The 19,554-nt window shown below is 72.7% G+C and carries 12 protein-coding genes; 9 read left to right on the forward strand and 3 right to left on the reverse strand.

Features of this window, described 5'->3' with window-relative positions; genetic code table 11:
* Positions 1-557: 557 nt before the first annotated feature.
* The gene (locus tag AB0M29_RS13020; RefSeq protein ID WP_365382289.1) at positions 558-2,171 is read right to left on the reverse strand and encodes a DHA2 family efflux MFS transporter permease subunit; all 1,614 of its coding nucleotides are present in this window, start codon (positions 2,169-2,171) and stop codon (positions 558-560) included.
* Positions 2,172-2,847: 676 nt separating this feature from the next.
* Here AB0M29_RS13020 and AB0M29_RS13025 point away from each other — a divergent pair.
* Both AB0M29_RS13025 and AB0M29_RS13030 read left to right on the forward strand, forming a co-directional pair.
* Positions 2,848-4,125 carry a DUF4032 domain-containing protein gene (locus AB0M29_RS13025; protein WP_365382290.1) on the forward strand — a complete coding sequence of 426 codons (1,278 nt, stop codon included), beginning with the start codon at positions 2,848-2,850 and terminating at the stop codon, positions 4,123-4,125.
* Positions 4,126-4,320: 195 nt separating this feature from the next.
* A complete protein-coding gene (locus tag AB0M29_RS13030) occupies positions 4,321-5,535 on the forward strand; it encodes a cytochrome P450 (RefSeq protein ID WP_365382291.1) in 1,215 nt (404 codons plus the stop codon).
* Between the two features lie 297 nt (positions 5,536-5,832).
* On the opposite strand, the gene AB0M29_RS13035 is transcribed toward AB0M29_RS13030, so the two are convergent.
* Complete coding sequence (locus tag AB0M29_RS13035) at positions 5,833-7,002, reverse strand: hypothetical protein (protein WP_365382292.1); 1,170 nt, start codon at positions 7,000-7,002, stop codon at positions 5,833-5,835.
* Between the two features lie 131 nt (positions 7,003-7,133).
* On the opposite strand from AB0M29_RS13035, the gene AB0M29_RS13040 reads away from it, so the two are divergent.
* The 4 genes from AB0M29_RS13040 to AB0M29_RS13055 all read left to right on the forward strand — a co-directional run bounded on the left by AB0M29_RS13040 (position 7,134) and on the right by AB0M29_RS13055 (position 12,012).
* Positions 7,134-7,820, forward strand: coding sequence for a GntR family transcriptional regulator (locus AB0M29_RS13040; protein WP_365382293.1), 687 nt, complete (start codon positions 7,134-7,136; stop codon positions 7,818-7,820).
* Positions 7,821-7,885: 65 nt separating this feature from the next.
* A complete protein-coding gene (locus AB0M29_RS13045; RefSeq protein WP_365382294.1) occupies positions 7,886-9,277 on the forward strand; it encodes a hypothetical protein in 1,392 nt (463 codons plus the stop codon).
* 187 nt (positions 9,278-9,464) lie between these two features.
* On the forward strand, positions 9,465-11,495 hold the full coding sequence (locus AB0M29_RS13050) for a GMC family oxidoreductase (RefSeq protein ID WP_365382295.1): 2,031 nt from the start codon (positions 9,465-9,467) through the stop codon (positions 11,493-11,495).
* A 70-nt stretch (positions 11,496-11,565) separates the two neighbouring features.
* On the forward strand, positions 11,566-12,012 hold the full coding sequence (locus AB0M29_RS13055; RefSeq protein ID WP_365382296.1) for a GNAT family N-acetyltransferase: 447 nt from the start codon (positions 11,566-11,568) through the stop codon (positions 12,010-12,012).
* 138 nt (positions 12,013-12,150) lie between these two features.
* On the opposite strand, the gene AB0M29_RS13060 is transcribed toward AB0M29_RS13055, so the two are convergent.
* Entirely contained in the window at positions 12,151-12,825 is a 675-nt protein-coding gene (locus AB0M29_RS13060; protein ID WP_365382297.1) for a hypothetical protein, read from the reverse strand.
* A gap of 265 nt (positions 12,826-13,090) precedes the next feature.
* Between AB0M29_RS13060 and AB0M29_RS13065 the strand changes: the two genes are divergently transcribed.
* The 3 genes from AB0M29_RS13065 to AB0M29_RS13075 all read left to right on the forward strand — a co-directional run bounded on the left by AB0M29_RS13065 (position 13,091) and on the right by AB0M29_RS13075 (position 19,443).
* On the forward strand, positions 13,091-14,209 hold the full coding sequence (locus AB0M29_RS13065) for a ricin-type beta-trefoil lectin domain protein (protein WP_365382298.1): 1,119 nt from the start codon (positions 13,091-13,093) through the stop codon (positions 14,207-14,209).
* Positions 14,210-14,536: 327 nt separating this feature from the next.
* Entirely contained in the window at positions 14,537-16,354 is a 1,818-nt protein-coding gene (locus tag AB0M29_RS13070) for a M1 family aminopeptidase (RefSeq protein ID WP_365382373.1), read from the forward strand.
* A gap of 179 nt (positions 16,355-16,533) precedes the next feature.
* Positions 16,534-19,443 carry an AAA family ATPase gene (locus tag AB0M29_RS13075; protein WP_365382299.1) on the forward strand — a complete coding sequence of 970 codons (2,910 nt, stop codon included), beginning with the start codon at positions 16,534-16,536 and terminating at the stop codon, positions 19,441-19,443.
* The last annotated feature ends 111 nt before the right edge of the window (positions 19,444-19,554 follow it).

Genomic DNA, 19,554 nt, shown 5'->3' on the forward strand with positions numbered 1-19,554 from the left:
CGGTCAGGTGCGGCGACGGGATCAGCCGATCGTGCGCGAACGGCCGATCCTGTGGCAGTCCTCATATATCCCCGTGCCAGCACTCCTAATACCCCCGTATCAGCACTGTAATTGTGCCCGAGCCTAGCGCCTGGATCGGGGTCTGGCAATGCCGATCCGGAACCGCCCCGGTGACCAGGCAGAATCCCATGATCGAGGCAGTTCTCGATCACCGCACAAGAACACTTTACCGACATTGAATTCGCGATGTAGACCATGTGAAGGCGTGACGCGGATCACCGCGGGAAACCCGACAAAATGGGGTGCGGAATATGACGTTCCGCTGACATCGCGGTGGCCGCGGGCCGGGAGGCGGCCCGGCCTCCGGTGGCGCTCCGCGGATGCCGCGGGGGCGCCACCGGGGCGGTGGTGCGGCCGGCCCGTGGGACCGGCGTGGGACGTGCTCCCAGGCGTGTCCTGCGCGCGCTGGGTGGCGCCGGGGCGTGGCCCCGGGGCGCGGTGTTGCGGTGACGCGGTGGCGCGGTGATGCGGTGATGCGGTGGCGCGGTGACGGGCTCTCAGGACGCGGGGGTGGGCGCGGGGGCGTGGGGCGGCTGGGCCGCCTCGTCGTCCTCGGGCACCTCCGGCGGGATGCCGTCGAGGGCCGTCGCGTGCAGGTCCTTGTTGCGCAGGGTGAAGGCCGCGATCACGGCCGCCACGAAGGCGAAGATGGCACACATCGTCATCGTGGAGTGGTAGCCGTTGGTGAAGGCGGCACGCCCGTCCTCGGCGATCTGACCGGCCAGGCCGGGCCCGCCGGACTTCGCGGCGGCGTCGATGCTGCCGGCGCTGACCGCGGCCGCCACGTCGTGGCTGTGGCTTCCGAGGTGGGCCGCGGAAGCGGAGTTCTGGAACGAGTGGATGACGCGGTTCTCGAAGAACGCGCCGGCGATCGCGATGCCCAGAGCCACACCGACCTGCTGGAACGTCTCGTTGATACCCGAGGCCACACCGGCGCGGGACGGCTCGGCGACACCGATGGCCAGCGCGGCGCGCGTCGGGTTGAACATGCCGAACGCGGCACCGGTGGCGACCAGGCTGGGGATCAGCGCGGTCCAGCTCGAGTCGGCGTGGCTGAGGTGGGTGAGCAACAGGCCGACGCCCAGGGTGATCTGGGAGGTCGCCATCAGGACCCGGAACGGGACCTTGCCGGTGAGACCGCCGGTGACCGCGCCGAAGAAGAACATGCCGAGCGTCAGCGGGAGGAACTGCAGACCCGCGTGCCAGGGCGAACTGTGCAGCACGCTCTGCAGATACGAGGTCAGGATGAAGATGGGCGGCAGGCCCGCGGCGTTCGCCAGCAGCGTCAGCAGGGACAGGCCGATGAAGGTGGGCGTGCGGAACATGCTCAGGTCGATCATGGCCCGCGAGCCGCGCGCCTTGGCCACCCGCAGGAAGACCGCCAGGCACACCGCGGAGACGATGTAGAGGGCGATGCTGGTGCCCGCGAACCAGCCGTCGGTGTTGCCGCGGATGATCGCCAGCACGAGCGCGGCGAGGGACACCGTGAAGGTGACCATGCCGAGGAAGTCGGGCTCTTCGGCCTTCTTCAGCTTGGATTCACGCAGCTGACGTAAGGCGATCAGCACCGTGACGACGCCGACCGGCACGTTCAGGAAGAAGATCCAGCGCCAGCCGGGTCCGGCGACCAGCGCGCCGCCGATCAGCGGGCCGGTGGCGACGGCGAGACCGATCGCGCCACCGAACGCGCTGAACGCCTTCGCCCGCTCCTTCCCGTGGAACTCGTGGCCGAGAAGCGCGGGACCGACCGCGAACATGATGGCGCCGCCGAGGCCCTGTACGGCACGGCTGACATTGAGCACACCGATATTTCCGGCCAATCCGCAGGCGAGCGACGCCGCGGTGAAGATGATCAGGCCGGAGAGGAATATGCGCTTGCGTCCACTGCGGTCAGCGACGGATCCGGCGGTGACGAGAAAGGCCGCGAGCGTCAGGGCGTAGGCGTCGAAGACCCACTGCATCTGGCTGAAACTCGCGTGCAGGGAATTGTGTATGCCCGGCAGTGCGATCGATACCACGCTCAGATCGAGCATGAGCATGAATGTGCCGATGGATACCACCGCCAGGGTCCACCACCGCAAGGCGGGCGGAGGGCTGAGCGTCGTGGTCATACGGTCTCCATAGTGTAGAAGGTTTGCTTGGCATACGAACTGGGCAAGGGCATCCGGCTCAACTACCCGCGTGGTGCTCCATAGATCGGCGTAGCGTAGCTCGTACAGATGTTGCCCCGTGGCGTTTCCGACAATGCCGTCCTGAACGCGACGCTGTCGAGAGCGCCTCACCTGCGACGTAGCCGTCGCGCCCGCGCTGTGCCCTTGCTGTGCCGTGGATACGCTAATGACAGAAAGAGAAGCTTTGGCCAACTCTTTTGCGCTGTGCGAGTGATCGGCATGACCGTGCTTGCCAGCTAACCAACAACGGAGCTCTTCCGGACAGCATGACCGCCGACATTCGGCCAAGGATTACCATCTGTTCACCCTCGCCGGGCCCCCCCGGGACGCCCCCGCACCAATCCCCCGCGACGGGCAAAGCGCACGGGCATATTCCGCGCCGGGGCCGCGGGATCCCGGCCCGCGCAGGGCCAGCCGCGCCGCCCCATTCCGCCCCTCGGACAGATGTCCCCTCCTGACCCACACGCGCACGGCGGCAGGGTGGTTGCGGGCGCCGGGGTGGCCGGCGGTCTCATACCCCGGTCGTGGCTGCCGGGGGGTGGGGTGGGCGTGGCAGCATCGGGGGAGGTTGGGGCGGCGGAGGGCCGCGGAGCGGACGAGCGAACTGGGGCGAGCCATGCCACTGCGGATCAGGGCCACCGACGCCGAGCACCCCTCGGACCTTCTCGACCTGGCGTGGGGGCTGCCGCTGGAGCAGTGGCCGGACGAGTCGCTGGTCGCGCTGCCCCGCGGTATCTCCCGCCATGTGGTGCGCTTCGCGCGGGCGGGCGACGAGGTGGTGGCCATCAAGGAGGTCAGCGAGTGGGCCGCCGAGCGTGAGTACGGGCTGCTGAGGGACCTGGACCGGCTGGGGATACCGGCGGTGGACCCGATGGCGGTGGTGACCGGCCGGGTGGACGCCGACGGCGAGCCGCTGGAACCGGCGCTGATCACCCGGCACCTCAACGGCTCGCTGCCGTACCGCTCGATGTTCGAGACGACGATGCGGCCCGGCACCGTCAACCGGCTGCTGGACGCCCTGGCCGTACTGCTGGTGCGACTGCACCTCGTCGGGTTCGCCTGGGGCGACTGCTCGCTGTCCAACACCCTCTTCCGCCGGGACGCGGGCGCGTACGCCGCCTATCTGGTGGACGCCGAGACCGGACAGATCCAGCCGAATCTCAGCAGCGGCCAGCGGGACTACGACATCGAGCTGGCCCGGGTGAACATCGCGGGCGAGCTGATGGACCTGGAGGCGGGCGGCTCGCTCCACCCGTCGGTCGACCCCGTCACCTTCAGTGAGGAGATCGTGCAGCGCTACTGCGCCCTGTGGCACGAGCTGACCCGCGAGTCGGTCTATCCGCTGAGCAAGCGGCACTACATCGACCGCCGCATACGCCGGCTCAACGACCTCGGCTTCGACGTGGCCGAGATGCAGATCCAGCGCTCCCCCGCCGGGGACCAGGTGACCTTCCTGCCGAAGGTCGTGGACGCCGGCCACCACCAGCGCCAACTGCTGCGGCTGACCGGCCTGGACACCGAGGAGAACCAGGCCCGCAGCCTGCTCAACGACCTGGAGAGCTGGATGGCCACCCAGGACGACTACGCCCCGGGCGACCAGCTCGGCGCCCGGCCCGAGGTGCTGGCCCACCGCTGGGTACGCGATGTGTTCCGCCCCGCGGTACGGATGGTGCCGCTGGAGCTGCGCCGCACGATGGACGCGGCCCAGCTCTACCACGAGCTGCTGGAGCACCGCTGGTACCTCTCCGAGCAGGCACAGCACGACGTGGGCCTGGAGGCGACCGTCGCCAGCTACCTCACCGACATCCTCCCCCACCTCCCCGACCCGTCGGCCGTCCCGGTGGCGGCCACGGCCACGGCCACCGCCAGCGCCGCCGCCGACGGCGAGGACTAAAGAAATGCCCGCTCCCGCGGTTCCGTGACATTCGGAAGAACACCGTCCGGCCTTTCTCCGGCACCGAGATGTCCACACAAGGCGGACCCCCGCCCGCGAATAGGCTCACAATTCCTTTATGCGGACGCGGAGTTCGGACAGTGTCCTATTCGGACCTCTGTTCATATGGTGATCGTAGTTGTTATGGTGCCGGGCATGAAGACCTCCGAAACGCTGACACCGTTACTGCTCGATCACTTCGGCCAGAACCAGCACGAGGAGAACGTCCGCCTGCGCGCACTCGGCCCGGTGGCGCTGGTGGAACTGCCCGGCGGTGTGCCCGCCTGGGCCGTCACCCATCACGAGACGCTGCGCCAGCTGCTCGTCGACCCCCGGGTGTCCAAGGACCCGCGCCAGTGGCCCCGTAACACCGACGGCCAACTCCCCGAGGACTGGCCGCTGATGAACTTCGTCAGCCTGCCCGGCATCCTCACCCGCGACGGCGCCGAGCACCGGCGGCTGCGCGCCCTCGCCGGGCAGGCGATGACGCCCCGGCGCACCGCCGAGTTCCGCCCGCGGATCGAGCAGCTGGCCCACCAGCTGCTGGACGACGCGGCCGCCCGCGGCGGCGAGTTCGACCTGCGCGAGGACTACGCCCTCCCGCTGCCGGTCAAGGTGATCGCCGAACTGCTCGGCCTGCCGCCGATGGACGGCGAGCGGCTGCGCGTGCTGTCCGACGCGGTGCTCACCAGTCACCCCGCCGCCAAGAGCAACCAGACGCAGGTCGCCCAGGACCAGCTGCTGGAGCTGCTCGCCGAGGCGGCCGAGACCAAGCGCAAGAACCCCGGCGACGACCTGACCAGCGCGTTGATCGCCGCCTCCGAGGAGGGCGACAAGCTCTCCGCCGAGGAGGTCGTGGTGGTCATGCTCACCGTCCTGGTGGGCGGCCACGAGACCACGGTCAACCTGATCACCAACGCGGTCCGCGCGCTGCTGTCCAACCAGGAGCAGCTGGACCGGGTGCAGGCGGGCGAGGTCTCCTGGGGCTCCGTCATCGAGGAGGTCGTGCGGTACGACTGCCCGGTCGGGCACTTCCCGCTGCGCTACGCCATCGAGGACATCCCGGTCGGCGACGTGGTGATCAAGCGCGGCGAGGCGCTGCTCGCCTCCTACGCCGCGGCGGGCCGGGACGACACGCAGTTCACCGACGCCGACGTCTTCGACGTCGCCCGCTCCAACGCGCGCCAGCTCTCCTTCGGCAACGGCCCGCACTTCTGCATCGGCGCCGGACTGGCCCGTCTGGAGGGCGAGATCGCGCTGGACATCCTCTTCCAGCACTTCCCGAAGCTGCGGATGTCCCGCCCCTCGGGTTGCCCGGTGCAGTCCTTCATCATCAACAGCGCCAGCGAGCTCTGGGTCTCCGGCGAGTAGGGTCTTTCCCCACTGATAAGTACCTTTCTTTTTGATCAACTGATTGCGCTCGGCGCGTGTCGGACAGCGTCATGGATTCCGGAAGCGGACCCGAAGCGAACCCGAAGCGGACATCGAGGCGGACACCGAAACGGAATGAGAGGCGGCGTGATTACCGGCAGGTGATCGGCGCGATCGCGGAAGTACCGGACCGGGGTGCCCTGGAGGGAACTCCGGCCGGGTTCAGTTCGCCGGCCGGGGCCCCGTCATAAGGGTGCCCCGGCCGGCTGTCCGTGTTTCGCGCGCGGTGCCGGGTCGTCAGGGTTGGCGGGCGGCGCCGGAGTCGGGGTTCAGCCGGAGGGCGGAGACGTCGACGGCCTCGAAGTCGCTGCCCTTCAGGACGTCCAGGGCGTGCAGGACGTCGTTGTTCCAGCGGTCGTCCTGCGTGCCGCTGATGTACCAGGGCGAGCCGTTGTCGGCCACGACGGCGCCGTAGGTCTTGAGCGCCTGGGCGATGGCACGCGCCTGCGGGGGCAGTCCGGAGATGTCGGTGTGTGCCTTGAGCCGCAGCCGCAGGCCCATCGGCGGCAGTCCGGGGTCGGCGCTGGAGGACGCCTGGTGGCGGGCGGGCCACAGATACGCGGCCTGGCTGCGGGGCACGGTGATCCGCAGGGCGTGGTCGATGGTGCCGGTGGCCGCCTCCTCGTAGCGGGCCAGGCCCGGGAAGATCGGCAGGCCCGCGGCGTCGGCCGAGGTCCATCCGGCGGGGCGCAGGTGGTCGGAGCGCAGGTCGTACACGGCGCCCGATCCCGCGTGCCATGTGCCGTCCGACCGCCGCTGCGCCGCGTAGAGCTCGTAGACCCGGCAGCCCGCCCGGTCGTAGGCGATGACGTGCCGGTCGCCGGTCGCGGACGGGCCGCCCTCGACGCGGGCGTCCGCGGGGATCGCGTACGGGCCCTTGTCGCTCTCGGAGGCGTAGTCGAAGCTCACCCGGACCTTCGGGGTCGCGGCGGTGACGGCGGTGACGGGTATGCCGAAGGGCTCGCCGTCCCAGGTGCCGGAGCCGAAGTCGGCGTGCACGTGGGAGCTGGCGCCGATGGCCGCGACATAGGCGGCGGAGCGGGCGGCGACCGGCAGGGTGTCGACGCGGGTGCGCCAGACGCTGTCGGCCGGGGCGACCTGGCAGGCGCCGCCGTCGTGGCGGGCGGGCCGGGGGTCCGGGGTCGGGGTGGAGGCCGGCTTCCTGGACGGCGAGGGCGACGCGCTCGCCGTCGCGGACGGGGTGCCGGTCGCGGTGGCCGTCATCGTGGCGGTGGTGGCCGACACGGGGGCGACGGCGGACCGTTCCGCCCCGTGGTGGCGGGGCAGCGCCATGTACACACCCGCCGCCGCCACCGGTAGGCAGACGGCGAGGGCGGCCAGCCAGGGCCGGCGGCCCGCCCAGGTGCGCGCGGATGCGGGAGAGCGGTGTCTTCGCGGAGTCGTCACGGCTTCTGCCTCTCAGATGGGCGCATTGACGGCACCCTCTCACACTGGTTGAGTGGCTCATCCACTGGGTGCGAGAATGTGTCCGTCCCGGTGAACTGCCGGACCGTACCTGGTACCTGGGGAGGAACGCCGTGGAGGCGCTGCCGCGCGAGACCATCGTCGATGTCCTGGAGGGGAAGCTCCGCGACGACATCCTGGCCGGGCGCCACCCGGCGGGCAGTTATCTGCCGCCCGAGCGACGGCTCGCCGACGGTTACGGGGTCACCCGCACCACCCTCAAGCACGCCTTCGGCCGCCTGGTGCAGGCCGGGTTGCTGGAGACGCGGCACGGAGTGGGCACGCGGGTACGGGACTTCACCCGGCTCGGCGGCGCGGATCTGCTGCCGATGCTGGTACGGCACAGCCCGGACTGGTTCGGCGAGGTCTTCGAAGTGCGGCGCGGGGTGGGCGCGTTGATCGCCGAGCGGGCCGCCGCGCGCGCCACCGCCGCGCACCGGGACGAGCTGGGCACGCTGCTGGAGCTGGTGCGGACCGCCGAGGGCGGCGACGAGGTGCAGCTCGCCGACATCGAGGTGCACCGGGCGCTGGCGCGCGCCACCGGCAACCGCGTCTACGTCCTGCTCACCAACACCCTCTTCAACGCGTATCTGCCCGTACGGGCCGCGCTGGTGGGGCCGTTCACCGATCCCGAGGTCGCGCACGCGCGGCTGGAACCGGTGGTCGCGGCCGTGCTGGCGGCGGACGAGCGCGCGGCGCGGCAGGCGGCCGAGGCGTATCTCACCGCCACCGAGCGGATCATGCTGGACGGGCTCGCGTGACGGCGCCTGGCGGCGCTGGTCGCCGCGGGGGTCGCGGCGGCCGGGGGACCGTTTTCCGGGAGACCATGCTCGGCACCGTGCTGCTCGTCGGCGAGGAGGAACCCCGCCGGGTCCGCCTCGACCTGCGGGCGGCGGCCGACCGCGTGCTGCGTCCGCTGGGCACCACCGAGGCGCGCGCCGACGGGCGGGTCGCGATCAGCGGCTGGGCCGACGACGCCGGTGCGGACGGCCAGTTGGAGATATCGCCGCTCGCCCGGCGCCGCATCCGCTACCGCATCGCCTTCACCGCGGGCGGCCGCCGCCTCACCCTCGACGGATGGAAGTCCGTCACCCCGCGGCGGCCGGTCGCCTCGATGACGCGCCTGCCGTTCAGCTTGTACGAGGAGGACGGGACGAGGATCGGTGAGGGCGCGCTGCGCTTCCCGCTCGCGACCGGGCTCGCCCCCTTCCTGACGAGCTTCCGCTTCCCGAAGCGGCGCGACGCGCGGGCGGCGGAGGGTAAGGGGGCCGGGGCCGACGCCTTCGCGGCGCCGCGCTGGAACGGCGAGCCGGGCCGTACCGAGGTCTGGTACACCACGGCGACCGACCCGTCCACCGGTACCGGCCTGTGGCTGCACCACGAACTCGTCGCGCCCGCGGACGGCTCCGCGCCGTACGCGCACGGCTGGGCCGCGGCCTTCCCGGCGGACGGTCCGGTCACCCACGCCCGGTTCGGGCCCGCGCCCTGGGACGGGCCGCGCGACGGCTTCGCGGCGGACGGGGTCACCGCACGGCTCGGCAGGCTCACCGGCGCCGCCGGTGACCTGCGCTGGGATCTCGCCGAACAGCCCACCGGCGAGCCGCTGTTCACCTTCCCCCGCTGGGCCTGGCGGCGTCCGCTGCTGCCCGCCGCGCAGATGCTGCCCGCCGCACGCGCCGCGTACAGCGGGACCTTCTCGTACGGTACGACGACGCTTGCGCTCGACGCCGCGCCCGGTGCCAGCGCGCGGATCTACGGCCACGGCAACGCCCACCGCTGGGCCTGGCTGCACGCGGACCTGGGCGGCGGCGAGGTGCTCGAAGTGGTCGCCGCCGTCTCCACCCGGCCGCTGCTGCGACGGCTGCCCCCGCTGGTCTTCCTCCGGCTGCGCCGCGCCGACGGCACCACCTGGCCGCGCCGCGCCGAGCGGGCCGCCGTGGGCTGGGCGGGCCTCGGCCGCTTCCGCTGCACCATCGGCCTGCCCACCTGGACGGTCAGCGGCCGTGCCGGTCTGCGCCGTATCCGCGTCGTCGTCACCCAGCCCGAGGACCGCACCCTCCCCCTGGGCTACACCGACCCCGACGGCGCCCACGCCACCTGCCACAACTCCGAACGCGCCGACGCCCTCATCGTCCTCGACCACTGGCACGGCACCTGGCGCCCCACCCACCAATGGACCCTGACCGCCACCGCCCACGCAGAAGTCGGCACCCGATGAAGCACCCCTCCCGGCGGGCTCCCACCCCTCCCGCCGCCTCCCGCGGCACCGCGACCGGCCCTCCCGGCGGTTCCCCGACTCTCCCACCGCCTCCCGCCGGCAGCGCGACCGAAGGCCATCCGACGAACCCTGCCTGGCCGCGGGCCCTCAACCACCCCTGCGCCCCCGCACCTCTGGAGCCCACCCGATGACAGGCCGCCCGACCCCGCGGGGCTCCCGCCCCTCCCGCGCCCTCACGGGCCTGGTGGCCGCCCTCCTCCCCGCCACCGCGGAGGACACCCCCGGCGTGCACACGCCGGGCGGCCCGGCGGGCGGGCAGGCCGAGGCGGGCGCGACCGGCGCTGTCGGGGACGCCCACGGCGATGCGGGCGAGGCGCCCCGGGGCGCGGGGGCGGGGACCCGCGGCACCGCTTCCTCGGGCCCCGCCGGAAGCGGCTGGCTCGGGCGGGTGCCTGGGCGGGTCGACGGGGTGCTCGCGGCCATGCCGTGGCATGCCAGGGCCGGGGTGCGGGTGGGGGTCGCGGCGGTTGACGGGTATGCGGCGGTGCGGGCCGGGCGGCGGCTGGGGACGCTGAGTGCGGCGGAACGGGAGCGGGTGGTCGGGGAGTTGGGAGGGCGGGCGGCGCTGCTGCCGGTGCTCGATGTGCTGAAGGTGCCGGTGCTGCTGGCCGCCGGGACCGAGCGGATGCTCCAACAGGGGCTGCCGGTGGCGGCGTTGACGCGGGAGGACCCGCCGCTGGACTGCACGCCGTCCGGCGAGTGGCCCGCGCGGTCGACCGCCGACGCGGTCGTGATCGGCTCGGGCGCGGGCGGCGCCGTGGCGGCGCGCACACTGGCCCGCGCCGGGCTGCGCGTGGTCGTACTGGAGGAGGGGCAGCACCACAGCACCGCGTCGTTCGGGCGGCGCGCCCCGCTGGACCGGTTCACCGAGCTGTACCGGGACGGCGGCGCCACCGTCGCGCTCGGCAGGCCGCCGCTGCTGCTGCCCACCGGCCGCGCCGTGGGCGGCACGACCGTCGTCAACTCCGGTACCTGCTACCGCACTCCGGACCACGTACTGGCCCGCTGGGCGGGCGAGTACGGCTTCGCGCCCGCCGACCGCCTCGGACCGTACCTCGACGAGGCCGAGCGCACCCTCCAGGTGGCCACCCAGCCCATGGACGTCCTCGGCGGCAACGGCCGGATCGCCCTCGCGGGCGCCGAGCGCCTCGGCTGGCGGGCCGCGCCGCTGCGCCGCAACGCGCCCGGCTGCAAGGGCTCCTGCCAGTGCGTGGTCGGCTGCCCGACCGGCGCCAAGCAGAGCGTCCAGCTCTCGGTGCTGCCCGCCGCCTGCGCCGCCGGGGCGCGGATCGTCACCGGCGCCCGGGTGCTGCGGATCCTGGTCGAGCCGGACCGGCCGGGCGGTGCGCGGGCCGCGGGTGTACGGGTGCGCCGCGAGGGCGGCGGCGAGCTGGAGATCCTCGCGCCGCTGGTCGTGGTCGCCGCGGGCGCCCTGCAGACACCGCCGCTGCTGCGCCGCTCGGGCCTGGGCGGCCACCCGCGGCTCGGCCGCAACCTCAGCGTCCACCCGGCGACCAGCGTCGCGGGCCGCTTCGCCGAACCCGTCACCGCCTGGGAGGGCGTCCTGCAGAGCGTCGGCGTCGAGGAACTGCACGGCGACGGCGTCCTCATCGAGGCGACCGCCACCCCGCCCGGCATGGGCTCCTTCGTCCTGCCCGGTCTGGGCCGGGAGTTGCGCGCCGAACTCGACGACGCCCACCGGCTCGCCACCCTGGGCGCGATGATCGCCGACCTGCCGTCGGGCCGGGTGCTGGGCCGGGACCGGGTGCTGGTCCGCTACGACCTGGCCCGGCGGGACGCGGACCGCCTGACGGCCGCCGTCCGCGCGATGGGGCGACTGCTGTTCGCCGCGGGCGCCCAGGAGGTGCTGACCGGCATCCCCACCGCCCCCCGGGTCCGCTCCCTGGCGGAACTCGACTCCGTACTGGCCGCGGTGACCGCCCGTCAGCTCCATGTCTCGGCCTATCACCCCACCGGCACCGCCGCCGCGGGCGCCGACCCGGAGCGCTTCCCCGCCGACCCGGACGGCCGCCTGCGCGGCGTCCACGGCGTGCTGATCGCCGACGCCTCGGTGCTGCCCGGCTGCCCCGAGGTCAACCCGCAGCTCAGCATCATGGCCGCCGCCCAGGCACTCGCCGAGACCGCCGCCGCGCGCTAAGAGCGGGGACGGCGCCGGGGCTATTGCATTAGTGCAGAATGATTTACCACTAGTGCAATAGGCTCACCCCATGACTGTCACTGTCTCTCCCCTGCGCCCCGACGACCACGCGCGCTGGCGTGAACTCTTCGCCGGTTACGCCGAGTTCTACGGTGTTCCGCTCACGGACGACGCCTACGACCGGGCCTGGGTCTGGCTCAACGACCCCGGCCACACGCTGCGTTGCCTGATCGCCCGCACCTCCGACGGCACCCCGGTCGGGCTGGCGCACTACCGCGCCGAGGACTCCGCCCTGCACGGTCCCCGGGGGTTTCTCGACGACCTGTTCGTGGACCCGGCACACCGCGGCGGCGGCGCGGTCGACGCGCTCTTCGACGAGTTGCGGCGGGTCGGTCGCGAGCACGGCTGGTCGTCGATCCGCTGGCGCACGGCCGAGAACAACTACCGTGCCCGCGCCGCGTACGACCGGCACGGCACGCCCTCGGGCTTCCTCACCTACGTCCTGGACGCCCGGTGACACAGCGCTGAGCACCCGCGGACACGACGCGAGCGCCCCCGTGAGCGGAAAGCGGAATTCCTATCGCGAAACGCGCACAAGGCCGTACGTCTTCGTGGCGACAGCCGGAATGCGGCCTTCCGAATTCAGGCCCGCCGACTACCAGTCGGCCTGTCCCGCGAGTTGTTCCGCGAGGTGACCGACCTTGGCCGAGCTGAGTGACGAATGGCCGTCCTTGCCCGCGGTCAGGATCAGTTCGAGTGCACCCGAGTCGGTGGACTTCAGCCGCACGACGGCGACATTGCCGCTCGGCGTCACCGTCGCGGTGCCCGTGTCGGCCTTTGTGCTCCGGTCGACAAATGTGCGGGCGTCCGCGCTGGCCATCGTCGCGTCGCGCTGGATCAGCGGCATCATCATCGGCAGCGCGGCGTCCTTCTTGTGCGTGGCGGTGGTCGCCACCGTCACCGTCTCCCCGCCGACCTGGTACGCGCAGGTGAGGATCGCCCCGTTGAAGGTCACCAGCACCGAGTCGCGGTCCGCGCCCGTCTGGGTGTCGGCCTCGACCGCGTCGGTGCCCGTCGCCGGGGCGGCCGTCCCGCTGACGCCCGCGGACTTGGCTGCCGCGGCGATGTCGTAGGGGACGGGGCACTTCGCCGTCGGCTTGGCGTGGACACCGTCGGCCAGCTTCATCAGCCCCGAGACGTCCAGCGCGTGGCCGCCCGAGCCGCCGGAGCCTCCCGAGCCGCACCCGGCCAGCGCCGCCGCGAGCCCGGTCACCACCGCCCCCGCCGCCAGCCGCGTGCGCCACGAACCCGCAGTACGCCGTTCCGTCATCACGCTCTCCCCGAAAGACACCGATTGCCCGCGGGACGCTACCAGTTCGGCACGCCGCCGCAGGTCGGGACCCCAATGGAACCGGTTTCTCTCCCCGTTGAGCCCTCACGCGGCCTCACGGTCGGCGGCCCCCGCGGCCGTACGGACCCGCCCTCGGGTGCATACGGCCAGTCCGGAGGCGTCTGCTCGACTTGTTGACACGTATCTGTCAGTAAGGTTACCTATCCAACCAGCATCGCGGCTCTCCGCTCAGGAAGGTAAGCCTGTGAAACGGTTACGCCTCGCTCTGGCTGCGTTCGGCGTCGCGACGGCGACGGTGACGGCCGCGGTCACGTTCGCCGCGCCCAACTCCTCCGCCGCCGCGGCCGCCGGCCCGACGGCCGGCCAGCTCCTCGCCAAGACCCAGACGTGCGACCCCGCGTCCAACGGCAAGTACGCCACCGACGAAGGCGGTTCGCCGACCGTGTCGATCTGCAGGAGCGGGTCGGCCTACTTCTGGACCTCGGACATGGACGTCGACTGCGACGGGATCACCACCTCCCGCTGCAACGGCTCCACCGACCCGGCGTACTTCGACGAGACGTCGTTCCAGACCTCGACGGGCCAGTTCTTCACCGCCGACGTCACGCACTACTACGTGATCCCGCTGCCGAGTTCGCGCTTCGACTACCAGGCCGCGGGCATCGGCCCCGGCAGCGTGGCGGCGGTCGTCTACAACGGCAAGGTCGTCTACGCCGTGTTCGCCGACGAGGGCCCCGACGACATCATCGGCGAGGCGTCGTACGCCACCGCCCAGGCGCTGGGCATCGACCCGAACCCGGCCACCGGCGGCACCGAGGGCCCCGTCACCTTCATCGTGTTCCCCAACAACGTGCCGAACCCGGTGGAGGACAACGCCGCGATCGACGCGGTCGGCTCCTCGGCGGCCACCAGTTGGGTCGGCAGCGGCGGCCCGACCACCGCTCCCCCGAGCACACCGCCCACGACACCGCCCGGCGGCACCCACACCGGCCAGATCGTCGGGTACGGCTCCAAGTGCGTCGACATCGCCGGGGCCAGCAGCGCCAATGGCAGCGCCGTCCAGCTCTTCGGGTGCAACGGCACCTCGGCACAGCAGTGGACGGTCGGCGGTGACAGCACCCTGCGGGCGCTGGGCAAGTGCATGGACGTGTCGGGGGCGGGCACCGCCAACGGCACCAAGGTGCAGCTCTACGACTGCAACGGCAGCAACGCGCAGAAGTGGACGCGCAGCGGCAGCACGCTGGTGAACGCCGGTTCCGGCAAGTGCCTGGACGCCACGGGTCCGAGTTCGGCGGACGGCACCAGGCTGCAGATCTGGTCGTGCTCGGGCGGCGCCAACCAGAAGTGGACGCTTCCCGCCTGACGCGCGTCCCGCGGGGACGAGGGGGTACGGATGCGGGACCCCGTCGTCGGCTCACCGGCCGGCGGCGGGGTTCCGTCGTGTGCGGCGGGGTCCGGTCGCGTCCCGTCCCGGCCGTGTCGCGCGCGCTCCGCACGTGCGGTCACGGTGTGGTGCGTAGGGATATCCCTATGTGTTCCCGCGTCCTCTTATCGCCGCCGGTCGCAGTGCGCAGACTCCGCCCCAGAGTGCCGAAGGTCCCGTTGTCCCCCCATGCACCGAAGCTTTCTAGGCAACCGAGAGGATCCGATGCGAAAAAGACTTCTCTCCCTGCTCGCCGGCGCCGGCCTGATGGTCGCGGGCGGCGCGGTCGCCGGTGCGGCGCCCGCGCACGCCGCCGCACCCCACACCGCGACCGCCGCCCCCGCCGCCTGCACCCCCACCCAGGTGGTCGCCAACGGCGGTTTCGAGTCCGGTAGTTCGCCGTGGACCAGCTCCAGCGGGGTGATCACCACCGGCGGCGGCGAGAGCGCGCACTCGGGTACGCAGTTCGCCCGGCTGGACGGCCGCGGCACGACGCACACCGACACGCTCTCGCAGAGCCTCACGATCCCGGCCGGGTGCAGCGCCGCCTCGCTGACCTTCTGGCTGCACATCGACACCGCGGAGACTACCTCCTCCACCGCCTACGACAAGCTGACCGCCAAGATCGGCTCGGCCACGCTCGCGACGTACTCCAACCTCGACAAGAACACCGGCTACGCGCAGAAGACGTTCGACGTCTCCTCGTACTCCGGGCAGACGGTGACGCTCACCTTCACCGGGGTCGAGGACTACAGCCTGCAGACCAGCTTCGTCATCGACGACGTGGCGCTCAACACCTCCGGCGACGGCACACCGCCCCCGACCGACACGACCCGCACCCCCGCGGCGCCCGCCTACACCGTCAACCTGACGAGCGACTCCTCCGGCAGCGTCTGGAACGGCCACGAGAGCGCGAGCTTCACCAACGCGTCGGCCTCGCCGCTCAACGAGGTGTACCTGCGGCTGTGGGACAACTACCACGGCTCCTGCCCGACCACCCCGATCACCGTCACCAACGTGACCGGCGGCACCGCGTCGCCGCTCTCGGTGAACTGCACCGCGCTCAAGATCACGCTGCCCGCCCCGCTGAACCAGGGCCAGAGCGGCACGATCGGCTTCGACCTGGGCATCTCGGTGCCGAGCGGCGCCGACCGGTTCGGGCACGACGGGGCGTACAACTTCATCGGCAACGCGCTGCCGGTGCTGGCGATCAGGGACGGCTCCGGCTGGCACCTCGACCCGTACACCAACAACGGTGAGTCGTTCTACTCGCTGGCCGCCGACTTCTCGGTGACCCTCGACCACCCGACCAGCCTGCTGGTCCCGGCCACCGGCACCTCGGTGGACACCCCCGGAACCTCCGGCCGTACCGTCACCAAGGCGACCGCCAGCAAGGTGCGGGACTTCGCCTGGGCCGCGGGCGCCTTCAGCAAGATCTCCGGCACCTCCCCCGCCGGGGTGAAGGTGAACGTCTACGCGGTGAGCGGCATCAGCTCCTCCAGCTCCCAGTCGATGCTGACCACCTCGATGAACGCGGTCGACTCGCACGCCGCCCGCTTCGGTGCCTACCCGTACAGCGAGGTCGACGCCGTCCTCGACAACAACTTCTGGTTCGGCGGCATGGAGTACCCGGGCTTCGTGCTCGACCTGGTCGACAGCAACGCGCTCACCCACGAGCTGGCCCACCAGTGGTGGTACGGCATCGTCGGTGACGACGAGTACAACAACCCGTGGCTGGACGAGTCGTTCGCGGACTACTCGACCGACATCGCCGAGGGCAGCACCGGTTCCGGCTGCTGGAACAGCGTTTCCTGGGCGTCGTCGAGCGAGAAGATCACCAACTCGATGGCGTACTGGGACGCCCACTCGTCGCGCTACGGGACGGTCGTCTACGGCTACGGGAAGTGCGCCCTGCACGACCTGCAGCGGCTGATCGGCGACAGCGCGATGACGACGCTGCTGCGCGGCTACGCGCAGTCGCACTGGTACGGCGTCTCCACGACGGCCGAGTTCAAGGCCGCGGCCCAGGCCGCGACCAGCACTGATCTCACCTCGTTCTGGACGACGCACCGGATCGACGGCTGACGAGCCGCTGATCCACCCCCACGGCGCCCCGCCCGGTACCGAGCCCTGACGGCTCCCGGGCGGGGCGCTTCCACACGCACCTGCGCGCACACGCCATTGACCGCACGCCCGCCACTTCCGACACTTGGTTCACCACTGCATTGGCAGGTGCACGACGATCTGATTCGGCCATGGGGTCCATGAGAACCAGCCCTTCCCCGGAACCAGTCCGCCTCACCGGCCGCGGCGCCCTCCTCACCACCGCCAGGGCCGCCCTCGCCGCCGGCGACAGCGTCATGCTCACTGGCGAACCGGGCATCGGCCGCAGCACGCTTCTCGCGGAGCTCCTGGACGCCACCCTGCCGGGCACCGCGAACGGCACCGCTGACGCGGCGGGCGGTGGCCGCGTGGCCGCGGGCCTCGTGCTGCGGTGTGCTCCCGTTGAAGGGGAAGCGCACTTGCCGTACTTGGGGTTGATGGATCTCTTCTCCGAGGTGGACGACTCCGCTTTCGACGGGCTGGACGGGGGCGAGCGGGAGGCGTTGCGGGGGGCGTTGCATCGGGTGGGGGGTGGGCAGGCGCGGGGTGGGGGGCGGGGGTATCACGACGGGGGGTTCGGGGAGGGGTGCCGGGCGGTCCGGGGTGGGGACGAACTGTCGCTGCGGGTCGCGGTGTTGAAGGTGTTCACCGCGTTGTGCGCCCGCGGCCCGGTGGTCGTCGCGGTGGACGACGTGCAGTGGCTGGACCGGCCGACCGCCGAGGTCCTGGCGTTCGTGGCGCGGCGCGCCCGGCGGCTGCCGCTGACGACCATGGCGACGCTACGGACCCCGCACACGGACGGCAGCCCGTTCGGCTTCGGCCCCGTCCTCACCCTCGCCGTACCGCCGATGACCGAGCGGGAGACCGCGGAACTGCTCGCCGCGCACGTCGAGGGCCCGGCCTGGCCCCGCCCGCTGGTGTCGCGGCTGCACACGGCCGCGGCCGGCAACCCGTACGTCACCCTGGAACTCGCCCGCGCCCTGGGCGGCCGGCCCGACCCCTCGGGGCCACTGCCGGTGCCGCGCGGCCTGCGCGACCAACTGCTCGCCCGGCTGACCCCCCTCTCCCCCGAAGCCCGCCACACCCTGCTCGCCGCGAGCGCCGCCGCCCGCCCCACCGTCCAACTCCTGCGCCGGGCAGGCCAGGACAACGCCCTCGCCGACCTCCACGAAGCGGTACGGCACGGCGTCGTCGCCCCCATACCGCACGGCGGAGCCGTCCGCTTCACCCAACCCCTGCTGCCCGTGGTGCTGTACGAGGAGGCCGCCGCCGCGGCCCGGCGCCGCGCGCACGCCGCGCTCGCCGAGGCCGCGGCCGACGATCCGGTCGAACGCGCCCACCACCTGGCGTCGTTGACGCCCGGGTGGGACGCGGAGACCGCCGCCGCGCTGGCCGACGCGGCGGACGCGGCACGCCGCCGCGGCGCCCCCGCGACCGCCGCCCGCCTCGGCCAGCTCGCCGCCGACCGCACCCCGCTCGGCGACCCGGCGGCCGACGCCGAGCTGCGGCTGACCGCCGCCGAGGACGCGGTGGCCGCGGGCGACTACCCGCTGGCCCGCCGTATCGCGCACGACGTACTGGGCGAGTCCAGCCGCCCCGCCGACCGCGTCCGCGCCTGGATCGTCGTCCTCGACTCCTGCGGCCAGGCGATGGCCGAGGTCGCCGACGTGTTCCCGCAGGCCCTGGAGGACGCCAGGGACGACCCCGGGCTGCTCGCCCAGCTCCACTACCGGCTGAGCTGGCGGGCCTGGATCGTGGAGGGCTCGGCGGCGCAGGCCCACGCGCACTCGGCGCGCTCCGCCGTGCTCTCCCGGGAGGCGGGCGACCGGCGCACCGAGCTGTTCGCCCTCACCCAGCAGGCCGCGCTGGAGTTCTACCTCGGCCGCCCCGCCGCCGAGGCCACCCTCGCGCAGGCGCTGGCCGGACCGCAGGACCCGCGCGTGCTCTTCGACCACAACGGCCCGGTCTTCCTCAAGCACCGCCGCCATCTGCTGCACGACCGGCTCGACGACGCCAGGACCGAACTGCGCGCGCTGGTCTACACGGTGCGGCACCGCGGCTCCGCGGAGAGCCTGTGCCAGTGCCTGTCCGGGCTCGCCCAGGTCGAGATCCACCGCGGCCGCTGCGAACGCGCCCTCGACCTCGCCCACCAGAGCCTGCGCGTCACCGAGCAGGGCGGGCTGAGCCAGGGGCCCGCCTGGTACGCGGTCGCGCTCGCGGAGGCCGCGGGCGGCTGCCCCGACCGCGCCCTGTCCGCCGCGGAGCGGGCCCGGCGGCACAGCGAGGACGACGACGACCAGCTCTTCCTGCCCCGCGCCCTGCACGCCGAGGGCCATGTACGGCTGCTGCGCGGCGAGGCGGCGGCGGCCGTCGACGCCCTGCAGCGGGTGCGGCTGCTCGAACTCGGCCAGGGCCAGGGCGATCCCGCGGTACGCCGCTGGCAGGCCGATCTCGCGGAGGCGCTGGTCCGGGTCGGCTCCACGGACGAGGCGGCCCAACTCGTCGCCGAGACCCGCCAGCAGGCCACCCGGCTCGGCCGCCGCGGCATCCTGGCCGTACTCGACCGGGCGGCGGCGCTCATCACCGAGGACCGCGGCGACCCGGATACGGCAGCGGCTCAACTCCACGACGCCCTGCGCCGGTTGGCCGCCCTCCCCTATCCACTGGAGGAGGGCCGTACGCATCTCGCGCTCGGCCAGGTGCACGCCCGCCGTGGCGACCCCCGCGCGGCCCGCGACGCCCTCACCGCGGCCGTACGCCTCTTCACCCGCACCGGCGCCCGCCCCTGGCTCGCCCTCGCCTCCGCGGAGCTCGACCGCCTCACCGCCACGGCCGCCCCCACCCTCCCGTCCCCCGGCCCCTGGTCCACCCCGCTGACCACCATCGAACGCCGCGTCGCGACCCTCGTCGCCCAGGGCGCCAGCAACCGCCAGACCGCCGCCACCCTCGTCGTCAGCGTCAAGACCGTAGAAGCCGCCCTCACCCGCGCCTACCGCAAACTCGGCGTCCGCTCCCGCGTCGACCTCGCCCGCGTCGTCATGGACCCCACGGCGCAGTCCCCGCACGGGTAAGGACAGTCACGACGGCAGGATCTCCCGGATGCCGGGGACCGGACCCATTGCCAGGTATTCCTGAATGAGCACGAGGACGGTGACCGCGAGCGCGGACGCATTACCCTCCCT

Source organism: Streptomyces sp. NPDC051976, from assembly GCF_040680795.1.
Classification (GTDB): domain Bacteria; phylum Actinomycetota; class Actinomycetes; order Streptomycetales; family Streptomycetaceae; genus Actinacidiphila.